The organism is Flavobacterium gillisiae, from assembly GCF_900107635.1.
GTDB classification, from domain to species: Bacteria; Bacteroidota; Bacteroidia; order Flavobacteriales; family Flavobacteriaceae; genus Flavobacterium; species Flavobacterium gillisiae.
Window position 1 is genome coordinate 38,566 of sequence record NZ_FNRD01000005.1, and the last position, 19,772, is coordinate 58,337.

16 protein-coding genes and 1 tRNA gene are annotated in these 19,772 nt (G+C 35.4%); 8 read left to right on the plus strand and 9 right to left on the minus strand.

Annotated features, from left to right (window positions below):
• Positions 1 to 63 precede the first annotated feature (63 nt).
• Positions 64 to 1,227: a proline dehydrogenase family protein gene (locus BLV35_RS08285; protein WP_091087825.1), complete on the plus strand. Its 1,164-nt coding sequence runs from the start codon at positions 64 to 66 to the stop codon at positions 1,225 to 1,227.
• Between the two features lie 79 nt (positions 1,228 to 1,306).
• Here the strand turns inward: BLV35_RS08285 and BLV35_RS08290 are convergent, their stop codons facing one another.
• Positions 1,307 to 2,626 carry a porin family protein gene (locus BLV35_RS08290; RefSeq protein WP_091087828.1) on the minus strand — a complete coding sequence of 440 codons (1,320 nt, stop codon included), beginning with the start codon at positions 2,624 to 2,626 and terminating at the stop codon, positions 1,307 to 1,309.
• A gap of 14 nt (positions 2,627 to 2,640) precedes the next feature.
• Entirely contained in the window at positions 2,641 to 4,428 is a 1,788-nt protein-coding gene (locus BLV35_RS08295; protein ID WP_091087832.1) for an ABC transporter ATP-binding protein, read from the minus strand.
• A 215-nt stretch (positions 4,429 to 4,643) separates the two neighbouring features.
• On the opposite strand from BLV35_RS08295, the gene BLV35_RS08300 reads away from it, so the two are divergent.
• The 4 genes from BLV35_RS08300 to BLV35_RS08315 all read left to right on the plus strand — a co-directional run bounded on the left by BLV35_RS08300 (position 4,644) and on the right by BLV35_RS08315 (position 7,299).
• Positions 4,644 to 4,718 (plus strand) — tRNA-Val (locus tag BLV35_RS08300).
• A gap of 187 nt (positions 4,719 to 4,905) precedes the next feature.
• The gene (gene ribB / locus BLV35_RS08305) at positions 4,906 to 5,568 is read left to right on the plus strand and encodes a 3,4-dihydroxy-2-butanone-4-phosphate synthase (RefSeq protein ID WP_091088518.1); all 663 of its coding nucleotides are present in this window, start codon (positions 4,906 to 4,908) and stop codon (positions 5,566 to 5,568) included.
• Entirely contained in the window at positions 5,569 to 6,144 is a 576-nt protein-coding gene (locus BLV35_RS08310) for a Crp/Fnr family transcriptional regulator (RefSeq protein WP_091087835.1), read from the plus strand. It abuts the gene before it with no gap.
• Positions 6,145 to 6,381: 237 nt separating this feature from the next.
• Positions 6,382 to 7,299 carry a bestrophin family protein gene (locus BLV35_RS08315; RefSeq protein ID WP_091087837.1) on the plus strand — a complete coding sequence of 306 codons (918 nt, stop codon included), beginning with the start codon at positions 6,382 to 6,384 and terminating at the stop codon, positions 7,297 to 7,299.
• Positions 7,300 to 7,366: 67 nt separating this feature from the next.
• On the opposite strand, the gene BLV35_RS08320 is transcribed toward BLV35_RS08315, so the two are convergent.
• Entirely contained in the window at positions 7,367 to 9,625 is a 2,259-nt protein-coding gene (locus BLV35_RS08320; protein ID WP_091087840.1) for an acyl-CoA dehydrogenase family protein, read from the minus strand.
• 195 nt (positions 9,626 to 9,820) lie between these two features.
• On the opposite strand from BLV35_RS08320, the gene BLV35_RS08325 reads away from it, so the two are divergent.
• Positions 9,821 to 10,822, plus strand: coding sequence for an LLM class flavin-dependent oxidoreductase (locus BLV35_RS08325; RefSeq protein ID WP_091087842.1), 1,002 nt, complete (start codon positions 9,821 to 9,823; stop codon positions 10,820 to 10,822).
• 7 nt (positions 10,823 to 10,829) lie between these two features.
• On the opposite strand, the gene BLV35_RS08330 is transcribed toward BLV35_RS08325, so the two are convergent.
• The 6 genes from BLV35_RS08330 to BLV35_RS08355 all read right to left on the minus strand — a co-directional run bounded on the left by BLV35_RS08330 (position 10,830) and on the right by BLV35_RS08355 (position 15,686).
• A complete protein-coding gene (locus tag BLV35_RS08330) occupies positions 10,830 to 11,762 on the minus strand; it encodes a transglutaminase-like domain-containing protein (protein ID WP_091087846.1) in 933 nt (310 codons plus the stop codon).
• 22 nt (positions 11,763 to 11,784) lie between these two features.
• Complete coding sequence (locus BLV35_RS08335) at positions 11,785 to 12,636, minus strand: substrate-binding domain-containing protein (RefSeq protein ID WP_091087851.1); 852 nt, start codon at positions 12,634 to 12,636, stop codon at positions 11,785 to 11,787.
• Positions 12,633 to 13,166: a GNAT family N-acetyltransferase gene (locus BLV35_RS08340; RefSeq protein ID WP_091087854.1), complete on the minus strand. Its 534-nt coding sequence runs from the start codon at positions 13,164 to 13,166 to the stop codon at positions 12,633 to 12,635. Before BLV35_RS08340 ends, BLV35_RS08335 begins: the two co-directional genes overlap by 4 nt.
• A gap of 130 nt (positions 13,167 to 13,296) precedes the next feature.
• Complete coding sequence (locus BLV35_RS08345; protein WP_091087859.1) at positions 13,297 to 14,166, minus strand: nucleoside phosphorylase; 870 nt, start codon at positions 14,164 to 14,166, stop codon at positions 13,297 to 13,299.
• A gap of 122 nt (positions 14,167 to 14,288) precedes the next feature.
• Positions 14,289 to 14,618, minus strand: a complete 330-nt coding sequence (locus BLV35_RS08350) for a translation initiation factor (RefSeq protein WP_091088522.1) — start codon at positions 14,616 to 14,618, stop codon at positions 14,289 to 14,291.
• A gap of 117 nt (positions 14,619 to 14,735) precedes the next feature.
• Positions 14,736 to 15,686, minus strand: a complete 951-nt coding sequence (locus BLV35_RS08355; protein WP_091087862.1) for an isopenicillin N synthase family dioxygenase — start codon at positions 15,684 to 15,686, stop codon at positions 14,736 to 14,738.
• Positions 15,687 to 15,859: 173 nt separating this feature from the next.
• On the opposite strand from BLV35_RS08355, the gene BLV35_RS08360 reads away from it, so the two are divergent.
• Both BLV35_RS08360 and BLV35_RS08365 read left to right on the plus strand, forming a co-directional pair.
• On the plus strand, positions 15,860 to 17,836 hold the full coding sequence (locus BLV35_RS08360; RefSeq protein WP_091087866.1) for an alpha-ketoacid dehydrogenase subunit alpha/beta: 1,977 nt from the start codon (positions 15,860 to 15,862) through the stop codon (positions 17,834 to 17,836).
• Positions 17,837 to 17,904: 68 nt separating this feature from the next.
• Complete coding sequence (locus BLV35_RS08365) at positions 17,905 to 19,653, plus strand: DUF885 domain-containing protein (protein ID WP_091087869.1); 1,749 nt, start codon at positions 17,905 to 17,907, stop codon at positions 19,651 to 19,653.
• The last annotated feature ends 119 nt before the right edge of the window (positions 19,654 to 19,772 follow it).

The window sequence follows — 19,772 nt, forward strand, 5'->3', positions numbered from 1 at the left end:
ATTTATCAAGGGCTTTATTTATTTTTGCTGTAAAATAGCTATTATAATTACGAAATTAGTAACATGGAAAAAATATTCAATAATACACAAGTAGCCTTCGCATTAAAAAGTGATACAGAACTTGATAGAGCGTACTTTCTTTTTAAAATGATTTCCAATCAACCATTGGTTCGAATAGGAGCTGCGGTTACTAATTTCGCATTGAATGCACATCTACCAGTCGAAGGTTTGATACGTGCTACGGTTTTTGATCATTTTTGTGGAGGAGTAAATGAAAATGACTGCCTTTCTGTTGTTGATAGAATGTATACTAAAGGAGTTTCTTCTGTATTGGATTATTCTGTAGAAGGCAAAGAGGAGGAAGATCAGTTTGATGCTGCATTAGCAATGACTTTAAAAACAGTAGAATTTGCAAAAGAACGTCTAGCAATACCGTTTGCTGTTTTTAAACCAACAGGTCTCGGTCGTTTTGAATTGTATGAGAAACTTGGAGAAAAAAAGGCTTTAACGCCAAAAGAGCAAGAGGAATGGGATCGAGTAGTAGCTCGTTTTGATTTGGTCTGCAGCGAAGCACATAAAAAAAATGTAGCATTACTTATTGACGGTGAAGAGAGTTGGATGCAAGATGCCGCTGATGATTTGGTTACTGAGATGATGCGCAAATACAATAAAGAAAAAGCAATTGTTTTCAATACGTTACAAATGTACCGTTGGGATCGATTGGATTACTTGAAAAAGTTACATGATCAGGCAAAGAACGAAGGTTTTTTTATCGGTATGAAGTTGGTTCGTGGTGCCTACATGGAAAAAGAAAATAACAGAGCGGAAGAAAAAGGATATCCTACGCCCATTTGTTCGTCAAAGGAAGCTACAGATGCTAATTACGATGCAGCAGTCCATTATATGATTGATCATTTAGAGATTATGTCTATTTTTGCAGGTACTCACAATGAAGAAAGTACTTACAATTTAATGGAGCTAATGCAATCAAAAGGAGTATCTACTAAGGATGATAGAATTTGGTTTGGTCAGTTGTATGGTATGAGTGACAATATCAGTTACAACCTAGCTGATCATGATTACAATGTCGCCAAATATTTACCTTTTGGTCCCGTAAAAGATGTTATGCCGTACTTGATTCGTCGTGCAGAAGAAAACACTTCAGTAGCTGGGCAAACTAGTCGTGAGTTAGAAATGATAAAAGCAGAACGCAAAAGAAGAAAATAATCTTAGTTTTTGATTAAAATTAAAAAGGTTTCGCCGTAATAGCGAAACCTTTTTTGTTTTCAAATGCGTTTTGTTTTATTTAGAAAGAAACTTGAAACTGTAAAACAATCATACTTTTACGATCACTTTGAGGATATTGAGCGCCTGTTTTTTCAAAAATCGCTCTATTTTGGTATCCTAAACTTACTTTAGGTCCCAAAGTTCCTGTTAAGTAATAATTTGCTCCTAATTCATACAAACTCATTGGATTTTCTAAAGCTTCTAAGTCGGCAATTTGACCCGCTGCATAAACTTGTAGTCTTCCTTTTGTACTGGGATTTGCAGGTTTTGCAAATAAGTAACCTATTTGACCATAATAAATATTACCAGTACCAACACCAATAAATCCGTTTCCAGATCCGTTTAAAAGAGAGCCATCTACAATGGCAGGGTCAGGAGTAGCAATACTCCTTGTGTAATTTTTTCCAAAACTACAGTTGTTATATGCAGCATAAAGGGTTAAAGCATCTCCTTTAGCACTAATTGGTTTATCATAAAAAAGATCTAAACCTAGTACATTCATATCGTCATATAAAACTCCAGCAGCATTATTAGGATCTACTCTCCACATTGATTTTGCTTGCGTTAAATATCCTAAACCAACATTGAATATCTTTTTTGTACCTAAATAAGTTCCTTTATTATACGGTTCAGTATTTGATTCTTTGTCTGCAAAAGCATAAGTTAACATTCCAGTATATTGTGCCTTAGGTGTGTGCGTGCTTATCGTCGAGTTTAGATTTAAAGTACTCGTTGCATTGCGGTAAGGATTCGTTATGGCAACACGGTAACTCAATTTGTCAAACATCCCTTTGGCATAAATACTTAAATTTCTATTTCCAAAAGTAGATGAAATATTAATGTTTTGCTGATAAATAGGAGCGTCTAGCGTAAGTTGAGAAGAGGAACTATTTGCCGAATATCTTGTCGTTCCTGCTCCCCAAGCGGTTAATCCTCCACCAAGATGAAATTTATCATTAAAATGGTATTCTCCAATAGCGTCTAAAACAGATAACGGCGTATTTGAAGGTCCTGTGTTTTGAGTGAAATTAATATTGTTTTGACCTAGCTGAAGGTGAAAAAACACATTGTCAGTAAGCATTCCCATAGCTTGTAATCGCAATCTTCTAATAACAATATCAGTAGATTGTGCGACCACATTATCTCCAATTTTACTATTTGGGTTTAGCTCTGTGTAGCGCGCCCATAGTTGAAAATTGGCACCAAATTTAATGTATTTTTTTCCGTCTTCGGATAAGTTTACTTTAAATGGATTTTTAGTTTCTTGTGCCTGGAAGGCAAATGATTTTAAAAACAGCAAGAAGATTAGTGCAGCTGTTTTAGTTAATTTTTGTTTCATTAGTTGTTTGTAGATTAAAAGTCAGTAAATTGTAAGTTGCTTAAATTTTTATATTTACCGTTTTCTAAAGCGATTAGCTCTTGATGCGTACCTTGTTCTGTTATTTCGCCATTATCAAGTACTAATATTTGATCAGCACTACGTATTGTAGAAAGGCGGTGAGCAATAATGATACTTGTTCTTCCTTGCATTAAAATCTCTAAAGCTTCCTGCACTAATTTTTCGCTTTCACTGTCCAGTGAAGACGTAGCTTCATCGAGAATCAATATGCTAGGGTTTTTAAGTAACGCTCTTGCAATAGCAATACGTTGTCTTTGCCCACCAGAAAGTTTTATTCCTCGTTCTCCCACAATGGTTTCAAATTTTTCAGGAAAACCTTCGATAAAATTAAAGGCGTTTGCTTGTTTGGCTGCTACAAGAATTTCTTCCTCCGTAGCATCAGGTTTTCCGTAAGCGATATTTTCTCTAATAGTTCCTCCAAAAAGAATCACATCTTGGGGAACAATACTCATATTACCTCGAAGGTTTTCTAATTCGAGATCATAAATATTTTTTCCATCAATTAGTATTTCACCTGAATCAATATCATAAAAACGTAATAATAAGGAGGCAATGGTTGATTTCCCCGTTCCACTAGGTCCAACAATAGCAATCTTTTGACCGAAATTTGCTGTAAAATTAACGTTCTTCAATACTTTTATTTCTTTTCTTGAGGGGTAACTGAAGGCTACATTTTTAAAAGTAACATTTCCTTTTATTTTTTTAATCGAAGAAGTATTTTGCTTTGAGTTGATTTTTTCTGGAGTTTCCTCCAATAGTTCAAAAACTCGCTCGGTAGCTCCAATTGCCTTTTGGATTTGCGCATACAATTCGGCAATACCTCCAAAAGAAGCTCCTACAAAAGTAGAATACAATACAAATGAAATCAACTGGCCCACGCTCATTTCTCCACTGATACTTAATCGAACACCAAACCAAACTACGGCAACGATGGCTCCAAAGAGACAGAATATGATAAAGGACGCGAAGTAGCCTCTATACTTTCCTCCTTTGATGGCTAACTTTACTACTTCTTTTATTTTTCCGTCATAACGGGCAATTTCGTACCATTCATTGGCGAAAGCCTTAACAATACTAATTCCTTGCATCGTTTCCTCTACAATAACCTGGCTTTCTGCTACTTGATCTTGTACGCTTTTTGAAAATTTTCGAATAAACCGACCAAAAACAACTGCTGCCACAGCCACTAATGGAACAACTGACAACATTAATAAGGTTAGTTTGATACTTTCGGTTGCTAATAGTGCCACTCCACCCACAATTAAAATGAGCTGTCTAAGAAATTCAGCAATGGTAGAAGTTAAAGTATCCTGAATTTGTGTAATATCGGAACTGATTCTACTGTTTAATTCACCAACACGCTTTTGCGAAAAGAAAGACATCGGCAGTTTTACTAAGTTGCTGTATAAAGACAGTCTTAGGTTAGCCAAAGTATGTTCCGTAAAATTGATGAATAAGGATAATCTGAAAAACGAAAAAATGGATTGCATAAAAAGAATTCCAATCAGTAATAAAGCAATGTTATTAGCATCAGAGTAACTTTTATTCTTCACACTGTCAATTAACATTCCCATCAATTTAGGAAAAGCCAATGCCGTCGCTCCAGTAAGTAATAAAAAAACTAATCCTACATAAAATTTCCAGCGGTGAGTGTCGGCGTATTTAAATATAAGAGTTGCTTTGTTGAGAGAACTTGCGGTAATTTTTGATTTTGGTAAATCATTTTCTTTGAACCTTGCCATTATTTGCTGTTTATGATGCAAATGTAATACTATAGTGATTCATTACAAAAAAATAGTGGTTATAGCTATTTGTATTAATGTGCTGTCAGTGAGTACGAAAGGGATTTAGAGGAAAATATTATTAATTTATTTTCATTTTTTGCTTGTAAATATAAAATCTAGGCTTATATTTGCACTCGCAATAAGGAACAAGAAATTATTCGAATTGTGAAATAGGGCGATTAGCTCAGCTGGTTCAGAGCACCTCGTTTACACCGAGGGGGTCGGGGGTTCGAACCCCTCATCGCCCACAAAACTTCTCAAGAAATTGAGGAGTTTTTTTTTGCTTTATATTTCCCCACAACTTTTTGTCTTGATCCCCTTTTATCTTGATTTAAAAATATTTTTGAAACTTTCATTAATTGACATAAGTCAAATTTTTTGATAAAAAACAACTTTAGATTTGCATCAAGTAAAATTTAAATCACGTAAATCATGATGGTAGCTATAGAATCAAATCCGTTAGAAAAATTTGGAAGTACAAGTCAAGAACGTTTAGAAAACGCATTTAAACATCTTCAAAACGGAAAAGGAATAATTTTAACGGATGATAAAGACAGAGAAAATGAGGGAGATTTAATTTTTTCGGCCCATAATTTATCTACTGAGAACATGGCGTTAATGATTAGAGAATGCAGTGGTATCGTATGTCTTTGTTTATCTAATGAAAAAGCGGACAAACTGGCCTTACCGTATATGGTTAAGGAAAATACGAGTAGTTTTCAAACTCCATTTACAATTTCTATCGAGGCCAAAGTAGGTGTTACTACAGGTGTTTCAGCAGCAGATAGATTGAAAACTATTCAGGTTGCTTGTGCTGAAAATGCAAGTAGTTCTGATTTAGCTAAGCCTGGTCACATTTTTCCATTACGAGGAAGAAATAATGGAGTGTTAGAAAGGAAAGGGCATACTGAAGGGAGTATGGATTTAATGAAATTAGCGGGATTAGAGCCAGAAGCAGTGCTTTGTGAGTTAATGAACGCTGATGGAACAATGGCAGACATTGATACTATCGTAAAATTTGCGGATAAACATGATTTAGTTGTTTTATCTATAGAAGATATTATTCATTATCGTAAATTTGTTAGAGACTATAATTAAATGAACGAATTCGACGAGCTTGCAGCTTACTTAAAAAAAAATATTGATTTTGGAGAGGAAGATTTAAAAATAATTCTGTCTTATTTTAAAATTATAAAAAAGAATAAGAATGAAATCTTACTTGCACATGGAAAAGTTAGTGAGTTTAGTTATTTTGTAAAGAAAGGATGCCTTAGAATTTATTTTATAAATAATGAAGGAAAAGATAGCACTCGATATATTGCCTTTGAAAATCAATTTGCCACAGCTCTAGTCAGTTTTATAACAAAGGAGCCAGCGGAGGAAATTATTCAGGCGATTGAAAATTCAGAACTTTTCTGCATTAGTCACGACGATTTTAGACATCTTATGAAAATTGTTCCCAAATGGAAGGACTTTTATACTATTTATTTAGAAAAAGCATACGTTAATAATTCAAAAAGATTAATGTCGTTTACGACTTTGGATGCGGCAGAAAGATATGATCAGTTATTTAAAATAAACCCAAATATTGTTAAACGGCTTCCCAATAAAATCGTAGCTTCTTATATTAATATTTCTAATGAAACACTGAGCAGAATAAAATCTAAAATTTAAGAATATATTAGATGTAAATAGTATTACAACTATGTTTTCTGGGTTAATATTTTTACGATCTGTTACTATAGTGTTAATTCTAAAATATATGGAGGATTCTCTGTTGGAAAAATGCACAAAACTTTTCAAGAAATTGAGGAGTTTTTTTTGTTCTTAATTTTCGTAACTGAAGAAGCTCTTAAATAAATCAAAGATAAACTTAGCAGTGAAGTAGGCATAAATCATTAAATTTACAGAATGATTACAAAGAAAAAAACAAACTGGTTCGGAATGCTTTTTGAATGGAACGGTTCAGTCCTTCCTCAATTATTACCTCGCTTATTTATACTTTTCCTCTACACGACTGCTATTGTCTATTTTAGAGATTCTTTACTCGAATATCATCTTTATATTAACCCAGCAATTTTTACTCTTTTTGGAATTGCCTTAGCTATTTTTTTGGGATTTAGAAATACGGTTAGTTACGATCGATTTTGGGAAGGTAGAAAGCTTTGGGGCGCACTCTTAAATGATACACGCTCACTTGCTCGCCAATCACATACGCTAATCGATGGAGTGGATTATGAAAAACAACGAACTCATTTCATACAAATGCTTGCAGCGTTAGTTCATGCTTTAAAACACCAGTTAAGAGAAACAAATCCTGACGCAGATCTGGAGCGCCTTTTAATGAATTCGTATAATAAAAAACTACAAATCGCTGTTTTTAAGCCCATTGTTATTCTAAAAGAATTGGGTATTTGGGTAAATAGAGCGAAAAATGATGGAAAATTAGACAGTATAACACAGATTGCTTTTGATGAAAATCTTAATAAATTATCAGATATTATAGGAGGGTGTGAAAGAATAGCTAGTACTCCCATACCGTATACGTATAGTGTCTTATTACATCGTACAGTATATATTTATTGTTTTTTACTTCCTTTTGGTTTTGGGGAAAGTATGTTGTGGACTTTGCCGTTTGTGATCGTTTTTATTGCTTACACCTTTGTGGCTCTTGAAGCAATTGCAGATGAATTAGAAGATCCATTTGGTGTTGAACCCAATGATTTAGCCTTAGATGCGATGTCTGCAATGATTGAAAATACGCTGTTGGAGCTTGATAATAAACATATTGAACCTATAAAAAAAACCAAAGGGTATTACATCACTTAGGTTTTATATGATAAAAAGATAAGTACTAGATTAATTTATAAATGAGATTAAGTTAATATCATGCCTTTTAGAATGCAATAGACGCAGCAAGACAACTGTCAGGAATGTCAAATGCATTTACTAAGGAAACAGCATCGGGTCTAATTTCCCAACAAAGTTGATTGACCATCTTTCGTATGGCTTTTGTTTTTACAGCTTCCATATAACCATCCTCAAGATACCAACCTTTATTTTTTTCAATCTGAGAAAGTGCATACAATTGATATAATTTCAACAGCACTTCCTTGCAGTTTTTGTCCTCAATGGCTTGTATGGCTTCTTGAAATTGCTCTAATACAACTCGTTCTAGGTAAGCTTGAGCAACATCTATCATTTGATGCTGTATAATATTATATGCATCATAAGGATCTAGTCCGCTATCAATTAGTTTTTTTATTCGTTTTGCCGCAGAAGCCAAAGTTGTTTTTTCTCGGTATTGAAAAGCCTCCAAATGAAATTCCTCATTGATTAAATGCAATTCATCCGTTTTCCTGGTTATAATTGGATTCTTTTCAGAAATATAGGTTTTGGTATTCTCATAAACATAATTAATCATTCCCATTGCATCCATATGCCCAAATGATTTTCGGAATTCTGACAAACGGTTTTTGGCAACCAATTGCATCAATACGGTATTGTCACCTTCAAAAGTAGTATAGATTTCAGTATCATTTTTTAAAGCATCAATTCGATTTTCAGATAAATAACCTTTACCACCACAAGCTTCGCGACATTCCTGTAAAATGGCAGTTGTACTCCAAGTAGAGTAGGCCTTCATACCCGCAGCGAGAGCTTCAATTTCAGGCATTTCAGATTCACTTTTATTAATGAAACGCTGCGTAACGTATTGTAGCGCAAAATGTATTGCATATGTTTTTGCTAGCAATGGAAGGAGTCTGCGTTGATGAATTCGGTAATTTAAGATTGGAACTTCAGAACCACCTTCAGGACCAAATTGTCTCCGCTGATCGCTATATCTAATTGCAATTGTTAAACCAGATTTGGCTGCAGCCAATGCAGATCTAGGGATCCCAATTCGGCCACCAACCAAAGTTCCTAACATAGTAAAAAAGCGTCTGTTATCACTTGGAATCGGACTTTCAAATTCTCCTTTATCAGTAACAGAAGCAAAACGATCGAGCATGTTTTCTTTTGGAATTACTACGTTTTCAAATCGAATTGTCCCATTATCAACGCCATTAAGTCCCATCTTAAGTCCACAATCACCTATAGTAACTCCTTTTAGAATTGTATTATTGGCATCACGAAGCGGAACGATAAACGCATTAACGCCATAATCAGTTTCGTCAATGATTAATTTAGCAAATACCGTAGCCATCTGACCGTGTATAGCGGCGTTTCCAATATATTCTTTTTGCGCCTTCTCATGTGGTGTATGAATGGTAAATGTTTGGTTTTTATGACTATATGTTGCCGTTGTTTCGATTCCTTTCACATTCGAACCGTGATTTGTTTCTGTCATTGCAAAACAGCCAGGGAGTTGAAGTGTGCCAATATTTTTTAAGTACTTACTGTAATGTTTCTCGGTACCAAGAGATTGAATACTCATTCCCCAAAGTCCAAATTGTACGCCAAACTTGATAACTAAGCTTAAATCGTGGTAACTCAATGTTTCCATTATTGCAAAATAATCTTGAATATTATCACCACCTCCATATTCTTTTGGATACGCCATATTTCCTAGTTTTTCTTTTGCAAGAATTTTACACCAGTCAAAGACTTTTTCCCGATATACAGCAGTGTCCGTGGAAGTTTCATAGGCAAACTCAGGTCGGCTTATAATAGTTTTTACTTTTTTAATAATTTCGCCTTGCTTTCCATCCAGAATTTGAGTTAGTTTTTCTATTTCAAACCTATTGCTAGTGTGATAATTTGAAGTAAAGGTATTTGCAATTGTTTTGAAATCACCCATTGCTTCCTCGCCTGAAATTCCTAAATCATTTTCAAGTTTTGCAAAAGCAGGTTTAAGATTGCTGATGGTTCGATCATTTTCAGAAAGTAAGACTGAAATATCAAAAATGGATTTTATTAAAGGGTTTTCCTGAAGAATAATTTCAATTTCAGATTTCCAATTAGCCACGACTTCTCTAGATGGAGGGGATGCAATAGCAATTTTTGAAAGAAGAGATGCTTGTTCCTCTTTAGAAAGCCAGTTCTGGGAAATGATAAATTTTTGTAAAGTCACGAATTCTTTTTGGCTCAAGAGATCATCAGACCACACAAGGTAAAAAAGGGGTGTAAACGCTTTAAGTTTTGAATTTCCCATAATGAATTGAATTACGTTTTAAAACTTCTTCAAGATAGCGAAATTTAACTATTGAAAATGAAAACCAAATAGAAAATAGATGATCTTCATAATGGCTAAGTTCAAACGTCCTTTTTAACTTCCTATTAGTATTTCATTGTGCCAAAACAAATAATACAATCCTTACTTTTGTTGTTACAATAAGAAATGTAATTCATGAATAAAAATAATCTCTCCCAAACAAAAATATCAGTTTTAGACCTCGCAATAGTTAGAGATGGAGGTAATGCAGCGGATACTTTTAAAAACAGTCTTGATCTTGCTCAGCATGTTGAAAAATGGGGCTACGAACGGTTTTGGTTAGCAGAACATCACAATATGCCGGGAATAGCGAGTAGCGCAACTTCAATTTTAATTGGACATATTGCAGCAGGAACAATTACTTTAAGAGTAGGTTCGGGTGGTATTATGCTGCCAAATCACGCACCTCTAATCGTAGCCGAGCAATTTGGAACACTAGCCACACTTTTTCCTAACCGAATTGATTTAGGATTAGGTCGTGCTCCCGGAACGGATCAATTTACGGCAGCAGCTTTGAATAGAGATGCACATGCAGCTCAGGAGTTCCCTGCTAATGTGGAAGAACTACAACTGTATTTTTCTGAAGGGAATAAAAAAGGACGTGTTCGCGCTATTCCAGGTGAAGGATTAGATATCCCAATCTGGATTTTAGGCTCGAGTACTGACAGCGCCTATTTAGCAGCCGCTAAAGGACTACCGTATGCTTTTGCAAGTCATTTTGCCCCTGCGCAATTACTAACAGCCCTATCGATATACCGTAATAATTTTCAGCCTTCGGAACAATTAAAAGAACCTTATGTGATTGCTTGTGTCAATGTAATTGCAGCTGATACTGATCAAGAGGCAGCGCGATTAGCGACTTCTTTTAAGAGATTATTCCTCGGAATTATAACAGGAAACAGACAGCAGCTTAAAGAAGCGGTTGATCCTGGCGAAGGTTTTATGGATCCAATGGAAGAAGCGGCATTGCAACAAATGATTGCGTATACTTTTATAGGCGGTCCAGAAAAAGTAAAAAAAGAATTAGACTATTTTCTTGAAAAAACCAAAGTCGATGAATTAATGGTAGCATCTGCTATATATGATCATCAAGCTAGACTTCATTCCTATGAGATTTTGGGACAATTAAAAATCTAAATTAAACTTAGTAGAGTGTGAGGGCACCTAGTATTTCTTCGGAAAGGAAAGGCCCTCCAGGATATTTAGCGGTATAATCAAGGTTAAGCCAAACTTGACCGCGTTCATCAATATGATAGTGAAGCTGCTTTTGATAGCTTTCCTTTTCAAACAGTACGTTTTTAATCAAGTAATTCACGGTTTCCAGATCATTTAGAGTACCGATTAGAATTTCGGGGTAAATGTGTCCTTTAGTATGAATGAGTCGTGGAGTTCCTCCTATGGCTCGTACAGCGGCGGCCATCAAAATAGAATGGTCGTCACAATCTCCCGAAAAATACCCCAAAGATTCACTTGCGGTTGCAATATAGTCTCCGTCTTTTGGGTCACTTACATAATTCCAACGGCTGTTTATTTCCTTAAACACAGCAAAACATTGAATGATTGTTCTGTAATCTGAATAACCTTTTATGTTTTTGAAGTGCTTTGAAGTAGCCATAATGGCAAAATTTCGCACTCGGGGGTTTTCATACTCAATAGCACTTATAATTTTAGATTTATTGGGAAATGGCAGCAGTTTCGCAATGATGATATCTTGCGGGTTTGGATTATCAGACATGGTATACAACATCGAATCATAATCTTCATAAACACTGTTGAAACCATAATTTCCAGATGCGGTGCCATAAAACAAAACTAAAATGTATAAGAAGATACATATTATAATGATGGTCCTTAAAAGTCTTAATACCAATTGTATTGCTACAATTATCAGCAAAAACAAAAGGATTCGGTCAAGATTAAAAAACCAGTTTAGCTCAATTAAATTCTGATGGGCAATTATGAAAAGAGGAATCGCAATTAAAATATTCATAACAAAAATGATAACGTCATCCCAGGGTTTTTTAACCCGAAGTTTTTGTGTAAAATTTTTAAATGAAATATTTTTAATGTTTATCATAGTGCCACCAACAATCAAAAAACTAGAGTAGTTTTACAATTTCATCAAAAGTACCTATTTTATCAATGATTTTCAGTTGAAATAGTTGATTTTGAACATTGTTTAACATTTTTGTTGTTAATGGTTTTTCTGACCATTGAGTTAATGATAACCATTCTTGAATATCTTCTGTTTTTTGGTTGTAATTAGCGGCTAAAGTTTTGTCAATATTGGGAATGTCTTTGAAACTTTTGGTTGTTTCATTGATACAGCTCAAGATGTCTTTAATCGCCTCAGGATTATTTTTCAATATTTCATCACGAACAGCAATTACAAAACAAGGCCAAGGTGTTGGACAATCTGCAATTCGTCTGAAAATTCCTTTGTCGACTAATGGTTTAGTCATAAAACGTTCCCACATAAAGTAATCAGCAGTTCCCGCGGTCAAAGCTTCGACAGCTCCATCAATGGTATTTACAATTTCAAACTGAAGGTTGTCTGTTTCCCATCCTTGATTATTGGCATTTACGTACGCCATTAATTGAGAACCGGAACCCAAACGAGAAATAGCTGCTTTGGTGTTTTCTAAATCGGAAAGGGTTTTGTAATTGGACTTTGCCGCTACGTGAATACCCCATATTAAAGGCGATTGCACATAAACCTGTACAATTTTACTTGGGTTTCCGGCAACGATATCTTTTACAATACCTTCCGTGAGTATTACTGCAATATCAGTCTCTCCATCACGTAGCATCTGACACATTTTTCCGGTCCCTTCAGGAACATCAGTCCATTGTAAATCAATATTATTGGCTTCAAAATCGCCTTTTTCTATGGATAGGTGCCAAGGTAAATTGAAATGTTCCGGTACTCCAGCTATTTTTATTATTTTCATTTTAGATAGTCTTTTTTGTCTAATTCATACCAAACGCAAGGGATGTCATGATGACTATATTCAGAAACTAAGCGCAAGCCAATTTTATCCAAAATTCTTCTGGAACCAACATTTTTAATATGTGCGGATGCATAAATAGTTTGAATATTCATTTTCATAAATCCATGATGCAGCCAAGCTTTTGCCGCTTCATAACCATAGCCTCTTCCCCAAAATTCTTCTCTCAATCGATACCCAATTTCGTAGAAATTAAGATGGTCGTTTTCCGGTTCCGTGATGAACTTTATACCCGCCCAACCAATAAACGCATTCGTTTCTTTTAGTATAACAGCATACCGACCAATAGCGTTTTGAATATATTGAATCCTGAGGTTTTCTATATAATCCATTGATTGTTCGATAGAGCGCACGGGATTGTTGCCCAAATACAAATGTACATTTGGATTAGAATCCAAAAGAAACATTCCTTCGGCATCGGAAGGAATGATCTCTCTTAGGATTAAACGTTCGGTTTCTATTCTTATATTCATCTTACAATGAGTTCCTGTTTGTACTATATATTATAGCCCCGATAGAAGTGGAAATCCTTTTTTGAGGTTTTTACCGAAAAAAGATTGCAATCTCGTCTTTGGACGAGACGGGAAATAGCTCCTAAATCAATTAGTTTTTAGACAATTTGTCCAAAGTATAAGCAATCAGTTCGTCTACCGCTTTGTATGGGTCTTCACTAAAAGTTCCCGAAGCACGATTAGCGATAATGGCATTCAGCGATAAGGCGTTGTGACCTAAAAGCGCCGAAAGTCCATAGATTGCTGCCGTTTCCATTTCGAGATTAGTGATTCTGTTGTCTTCGAATTTAAAATTATCCATTTTAGAATTTAAATTCTCATCTTGAATATTCAAACGCAATACACGACCTTGTGGGCCATAAAAACCTCCTGCAGTAGCTGTGATTCCTTTGTGCATTTTGTCGCTTTCGATAATTTTTTCCAGTGTTTCTGAACAGGCAATTACGTAAGGCTTTCCTTTGCGCACATCCCAATTAGTATGTTTCACAAAAGCGTCTTCCATCGCTAGGTTTGACACTTCATCAATAAGATAGGAGCGAAGCATGTTGTCTAAGCCTAGTCCAAATTTAGACATCACAAAACTATCCACTGGAATATCAGCGTGTAAAGATCCTGAGGTTCCAATTCGGATGATATTTAGCGAAGTCAGCTTTTCTTTTGGTTTGCGGGTTTCTAGATCAATATTTACCAAGGCATCCAATTCATTGATTACGATATCAATATTGTCAGGACCTATTCCTGTGGACATTACCGTTATTCTTTTGCCTTTGAACATTCCCGTTTGGGTTTTGAATTCTCTTTTTTGAGTCGAAAATTCGATGCTGTCAAAGAATTGTGTGATTTTTTCCACACGATTTTGATCACCCACAAAGATGATGTCATGAGCAATATGTTCCGGTTTTAGATTCAAGTGGTATACACTTCCGTCCGGATTTAATATTAATTCTGATGATTGTATCATATGTTTTTACTTTTTTTCCTCACCCCAGCCCTCTCCAAAGGAGAGGGAGCCAGTGCCGGATTTAGATTGCAATTTTATTTATACCGTTTTGGTTCCTCCTTTTCGGGGAGGCTAGGAGGGGATTATCCTCCCACACGTTTTACTTTGAAGCCTTTAACCTTTAATATTTCCATGATCTTATCGCGGTAATCTCCTTGAATGATAATGGAATCGTCTTTAAAAGTGCCGCCAACGCTTAACTTGGTTTTGATTTCTTTGGCAAGAATTTTAAAATCGGCGTCTGAACCTTCGTAACCTTCAATTATGGTAGTGGCTTTTCCTTTTCTTTTTTCGAATTTGCAAATCATGGGCTCTTTTTGAACGTATAATTCATGGGCAACTTCTTCCGCAGCTTCTACGGGAGCCGGTTCGTGATTTGGAAAAAGATTTTTTAATTGGTCTTGTAAGTCCATAATTTTTAATTTAAATTCCAAATATTTTAAATTCCAAATCCCAATTTCAGGATTGGGTAAAAAAAAATCCAAATCCCAATGTAAATTTATTGGAATTTGGAATTTATTTTTTGGAATTTATTTTTTAATTAATCCTAAATCTACTAACCGTTCGTATAAATAGTCACCAGCGGTAATATCTTCAAACTGTTTCGGGTTTTCTGCATCAATACAGTTTTCTAAACAATTTAATGGCATGTCACTCACAGGATGCATAAAAAACGGCACTGAATATCTTGAAGTTCCCCATAATTCTCTTGGTGGGTTAACCACTTGGTGAATAGTTGACTTCAATTTATTGTTGGTGTGGCGCGATAACATATCGCCCACATTAATTACCAATTCATCCGGTTGAGCAATGGCATCAATCCATTCGCCTTTGTGGTTTTGAACCTGTAATCCTTTTCCTTGAGCTCCCATTAACAGGGTTATCAAGTTGATATCACCATGAGCAGCGGCGCGAAGGGCGTTTGCTGGCTCTGAGGTAATAGGTGGGTAATGGATAGGTCTTAAGATCGAATTTCCATCTTTGGCATAATTGTCAAAATAGAATTCGTCCAAACCTAAACGCAAAGCTAAAGCTCTCAATACATAAACACCAGTTTTTTCCAGCATTTGATAAGCTTCTTTACCTACGCTATTGAAACGAGGTAATTCTTTAACTTCTACATTTTCGGGGTATTCTGAAGCGTATTTTGAATTTTCGCTCACATACTGACCAAAATGCCAAAATTCTTTCAAATCTCCCTCTTTTCTTCCTTTGGCATGTTCTGTTCCAAAAGAAACATAGCCTCTTTGCCCTCCAATTCCTGGGATTTCGTAGCTATGTTTAGTTTCCAATGGTAAAGCGAAAAAATTTCTTATTTCACCGTACAATTCTTCTACCAATTGATCATCTAAAAAGTGACCTTTTAGTGCTACGAAGCCAATATCTTCAAATGCACTTCCGATTTCATTTACAAATTTTTGTTTACGTTTCGGGTCGTCCGAAAGGAAATCACGCAAGTCAACACTAGGAATGTTTTGCATATTATACTTATTTTTTAATAACTTACAAGGCGTTAAAAGCCTTGCTCAGACAAATATATTAAATAATTTTTTAATAGAATTTTAAATGATAAAAACAAGGTAAAAAAATATAACAAATTTAACCAAAACTGTTATATTTTTTTATCTTTGAATCGCGTAATAAAGCCAATAAAATGAACTTTGACAGAAAAAATCTTACTGACGAAACCTTATTAGATCTATACAAAAGAATCCTTAAGCCAAGGCTTATAGAAGAAAAAATGCTAATCCTCATTCGTCAGGGAAAGGTATCCAAATGGTTTTCAGGAATCGGACAAGAAGCCATTTCCGTCGGAGTGACGGCAGTTTTGGATACCGATGAATACATTTTGCCAATGCACCGAAACTTAGGGGTATTTACCGGTCGGGATATTCCATTGTACCGTTTGTTCTCCCAATGGCAGGGAAAAGCCAATGGTTTTACCAAAGGTCGGGATAGAAGTTTCCATTTTGGAACCCAACAATATAAGATTATTGGGATGATTTCGCATCTTGGACCGCAGTTAGGCGTTGCTGATGGAATCGCATTAGCCAATAAGTTAAAGAAAAACGGGAAAATCACCGCAGTTTTCACCGGAGAAGGAGCTACCAGTGAAGGGGATTTTCATGAGGCTTTGAATATTGCCTCAGTTTGGGAATTACCTGTTATGTTCGTAATTGAGAATAATGGCTACGGTCTTTCGACACCCACAAACGAGCAATACCGTTGCGAAAACCTCGCTGATAAAGGGAAAGGATACGGAATGGAAAGTCATATTATTGATGGAAATAACATTCTGGAAGTATATAATTTACTGTCAGAATTGAAAAGCTCTATGACTGAAAAACCGCGTCCGGTTTTATTGGAGTTTAAAACCTTCAGAATGCGTGGACACGAAGAGGCGAGTGGTACTAAATATGTTCCTCAAGAATTAATGGATCTATGGGCTGTAAAAGATCCCGTAGAAAATTACCGTAGCTTTTTAAAAGAAAACGGAATCCTTACGGATGAGTTTGATACTACACTAAGAAGCGAAATCAAGAAAGAAATCGATGAAAGTCTGGCTCTTGCCAATGCAGAACCTGAAATTGAAGCAATATTAAGTGAAGAATTAAATGATGTGTTTAAACCATTTAACCCTGAGATAATTAGTCCTTCAGGAGTTACAGAAAAAATAAGATTTATAGACGCCATTTCTAGTAGTTTAAGGCAATCTATGGAACGTCATGACAACTTGGTTATCATGGGACAGGATATAGCTGAATATGGTGGTGCTTTTAAAATTACCGATGGATTTGTAGCACAGTTTGGAAAAGAAAGAGTAATCAATACACCAATTTGTGAGAGTGCCGTAGTATCTGCGGGAATGGGATTGTCCATCAACGGATACAAAGCGATTGTAGAAATGCAGTTTGCTGATTTTGTTTCGACAGGATTCAATCCGATTGTCAATTTATTGGCTAAGTCACATTACCGTTGGTTAGAAAATGCTGATGTTGTGGTTCGTATGCCTTGCGGTGGTGGAACGCAAGCGGGGCCTTTTCATTCACAGACCAATGAAGCTTGGTTTACTAAAACACCTGGTTTAAAGGTAGTGTATCCTGCTTTTCCTTATGATGCTAAAGGTTTACTAAATGCTTCTATTAATGATCCGAATCCTGTGCTGTTTTTTGAACACAAACAATTGTACCGTAGCGTGTATCAAGAAGTCCCAAAAGACTATTATACCTTACCATTAGGCAAAGCCGCTTTATTAAAAGAAGGAAACGAGGTTACGATAATCGCATTTGGAGCTGCCGTACATTGGGCATTAGAAACTTTAGATAAAAACCCAACAATTTCAGCTGATTTATTAGATTTAAGAACGTTGCAACCTTTAGATACTGAAGCTATTTTTGCTTCTGTTAAAAAAACAGGTAAAGTGATTATTTATCAGGAAGACAGTATGTTTGGAGGTATTGCCAGCGATATATCGGCGATGATTATGGAGGAATGCTTTAGACATCTGGATGCTCCTGTAAAAAGAGTTGCCAGTTTAGATACGCCTATTCCATTTACAAAAGCACTAGAAGATCAATATTTGCCGAAAGGTCGATTTGAAAAGGATTTATTGGCTCTTTTAGCCTATTAAATATAGATTTTAAAATGCTGTTCATTGAACAGCATTTTTTTTTATCTTTAAAATCTTAAAAACAACCAATGAAAAAAAATATTGTCTCCATTCTGTTCCTAGTTTTACTGTTTTCATGTCAGAAAAAAGAGGAAACGGCAGATCCAATAGATTCCAATAAGAACTTCGAGAAGTATAAAGAAAGTTTTGTTACTTCTCTTTGGGAATTGTATCCAGATTGGGCTGCTAATCAAGGATATCATAAGTTGGATAGTGTTTTGGTGGTTTCGGACTCGACCTATATAAAAAGACAATTAGATTTTGCTCATGCCCAACTAGATTCTCTTCAAAAATACCCTTTGAAAAATCTTTCGGACAATAATATCATTGATTTTTACATGATACAAAATCAATTAAAAAGTTCCATTTTTTCTATTGATAAATTAAAATCGTACGAATGGAATCCTGCAGAATATAATGTAAGTGGTGCTTTTGCAGAAATATTAAATGGAAAATATGATGATTTAGAAGTCCGTCTGCATAGTTTTAGTATTAAAATGGATGCGATTCCGGCTTATTATGAAGCAGCAAAAGTAAATATAAAAAATCCAACGCTAGAGCATACAGCCCTTGCGATTTCTCAGAATTTAGGAGGCATATCTGTTTTTGAGAAAGATTTGATTTCCGCTTTAGGCAAAAGTAAATTGTCTGATACGGAGAAAAAAGAGATTAGGGAAAAAGCTAAAACAGCGGTACATGCCATTGTTGTTTACACTAATTGGTTAAAGGATTTAGATAATAAAACGCCGCGCTCTTTTAGATTAGGTGCAAAATTGTACACTGAAAAATTTGATTTGGATATTCAGTCTAGTTTTACTGCCGACACTATTTTTAAAAAGGCAGTAAATCATAAAAAGGAATTGCATGGAAAGATGTTTGCATTGGCCGATTCTTTGTGGCCAAAATATATGAAATCAACACCTAAGCCAGCTGATAAGTTGCAACTGATTAAAATGGTTATAGATAAGATTTCTCTGCAACATACTACACCTGCTAAATTTCAATCAGAGATAGAGAAACAAATACCTGAACTTGTGGCGTATGTAAAAGCTAAAGATTTACTTTATATCGATCCTTCAAAACCTTTGGTTGTACGTAAAGAGCCGGATTACATGGCTGGGGTTGCTGGAGCATCTATTTCGGCGCCTGGACCTTATGATAAAAATGCCAACACCTATTATAATGTAGGAAGCATGTCAGGGTGGAGTGCAGAAAAATCAGAGAGCTACTTAAGGGAGTACAATGATTATATTTTACAAATACTAAATATACATGAGGCAATACCGGGACATTATACTCAATTAGTATACAGCAATCAATCACCAAGTTTGATTAAAGCAATTTTCGGGAATGGAGCGATGGTAGAAGGTTGGGCGGTATATACCGAAAGAATGATGTTGGAAAGTGGATACAAAAACTCAGCTGAAATGTGGTTGATGTATTATAAATGGAATCTAAGAACTACTTGTAATGCTATTTTAGATTATAGTGTGCATACTAAGAACATGACAAAGGAAGAAGCCATGAATTTGTTAGTTACGGAAGCTTTTCAGCAGCAAGCCGAAGCAGAAGGGAAGTGGAATCGTGTTAATTTGTCTCAGGTTCAACTGTGTTCATATTTTACGGGCTACACTGAAATTTATGATTTTAGGGAAATGCTTAAAAAAGAAGAAACTACTAAGTTTAACTTAAAACAATTCCATGAGAAATTCTTGAGCTACGGCAGTGCTCCAGTAAAATACATTAAGGAATTAATGCTGAAAGAGAGAAAAAAGTAAATCAAATACCGCATTCTGTTATTTTTTGAATTCTAAAAATAACCTAGTATGTAATAGATAATTATGAACATAATGACTGTTCCTACGCAACCACAACCCATTTTTTTTGCTCCGTAACC

Bases quoted from the DNA above. Each gene is read 5' to 3' on its own strand.
- BLV35_RS08285 (WP_091087825.1), top strand. From the start codon at position 64: ATGGAAAAAATATTCAATAATACACAAGTAGCCTTCGCATTAAAAAGT.
- BLV35_RS08290 (WP_091087828.1), bottom strand. From the start codon at position 2,626: ATGAAACAAAAATTAACTAAAACAGCTGCACTAATCTTCTTGCTGTTT.
- BLV35_RS08295 (WP_091087832.1), bottom strand. From the start codon at position 4,428: ATGGCAAGGTTCAAAGAAAATGATTTACCAAAATCAAAAATTACCGCA.
- ribB (WP_091088518.1), top strand. From the start codon at position 4,906: ATGGTAGCTATAGAATCAAATCCGTTAGAAAAATTTGGAAGTACAAGT.
- BLV35_RS08310 (WP_091087835.1), top strand. From the start codon at position 5,569: ATGAACGAATTCGACGAGCTTGCAGCTTACTTAAAAAAAAATATTGAT.
- BLV35_RS08315 (WP_091087837.1), top strand. From the start codon at position 6,382: ATGATTACAAAGAAAAAAACAAACTGGTTCGGAATGCTTTTTGAATGG.
- BLV35_RS08320 (WP_091087840.1), bottom strand. From the start codon at position 9,625: ATGGGAAATTCAAAACTTAAAGCGTTTACACCCCTTTTTTACCTTGTG.
- BLV35_RS08325 (WP_091087842.1), top strand. From the start codon at position 9,821: ATGAATAAAAATAATCTCTCCCAAACAAAAATATCAGTTTTAGACCTC.
- BLV35_RS08330 (WP_091087846.1), bottom strand. From the start codon at position 11,762: ATGATAAACATTAAAAATATTTCATTTAAAAATTTTACACAAAAACTT.
- BLV35_RS08335 (WP_091087851.1), bottom strand. From the start codon at position 12,636: ATGAAAATAATAAAAATAGCTGGAGTACCGGAACATTTCAATTTACCT.
- BLV35_RS08340 (WP_091087854.1), bottom strand. From the start codon at position 13,166: ATGAATATAAGAATAGAAACCGAACGTTTAATCCTAAGAGAGATCATT.
- BLV35_RS08345 (WP_091087859.1), bottom strand. From the start codon at position 14,166: ATGATACAATCATCAGAATTAATATTAAATCCGGACGGAAGTGTATAC.
- BLV35_RS08350 (WP_091088522.1), bottom strand. From the start codon at position 14,618: ATGGACTTACAAGACCAATTAAAAAATCTTTTTCCAAATCACGAACCG.
- BLV35_RS08355 (WP_091087862.1), bottom strand. From the start codon at position 15,686: ATGCAAAACATTCCTAGTGTTGACTTGCGTGATTTCCTTTCGGACGAC.
- BLV35_RS08360 (WP_091087866.1), top strand. From the start codon at position 15,860: ATGAACTTTGACAGAAAAAATCTTACTGACGAAACCTTATTAGATCTA.
- BLV35_RS08365 (WP_091087869.1), top strand. From the start codon at position 17,905: ATGAAAAAAAATATTGTCTCCATTCTGTTCCTAGTTTTACTGTTTTCA.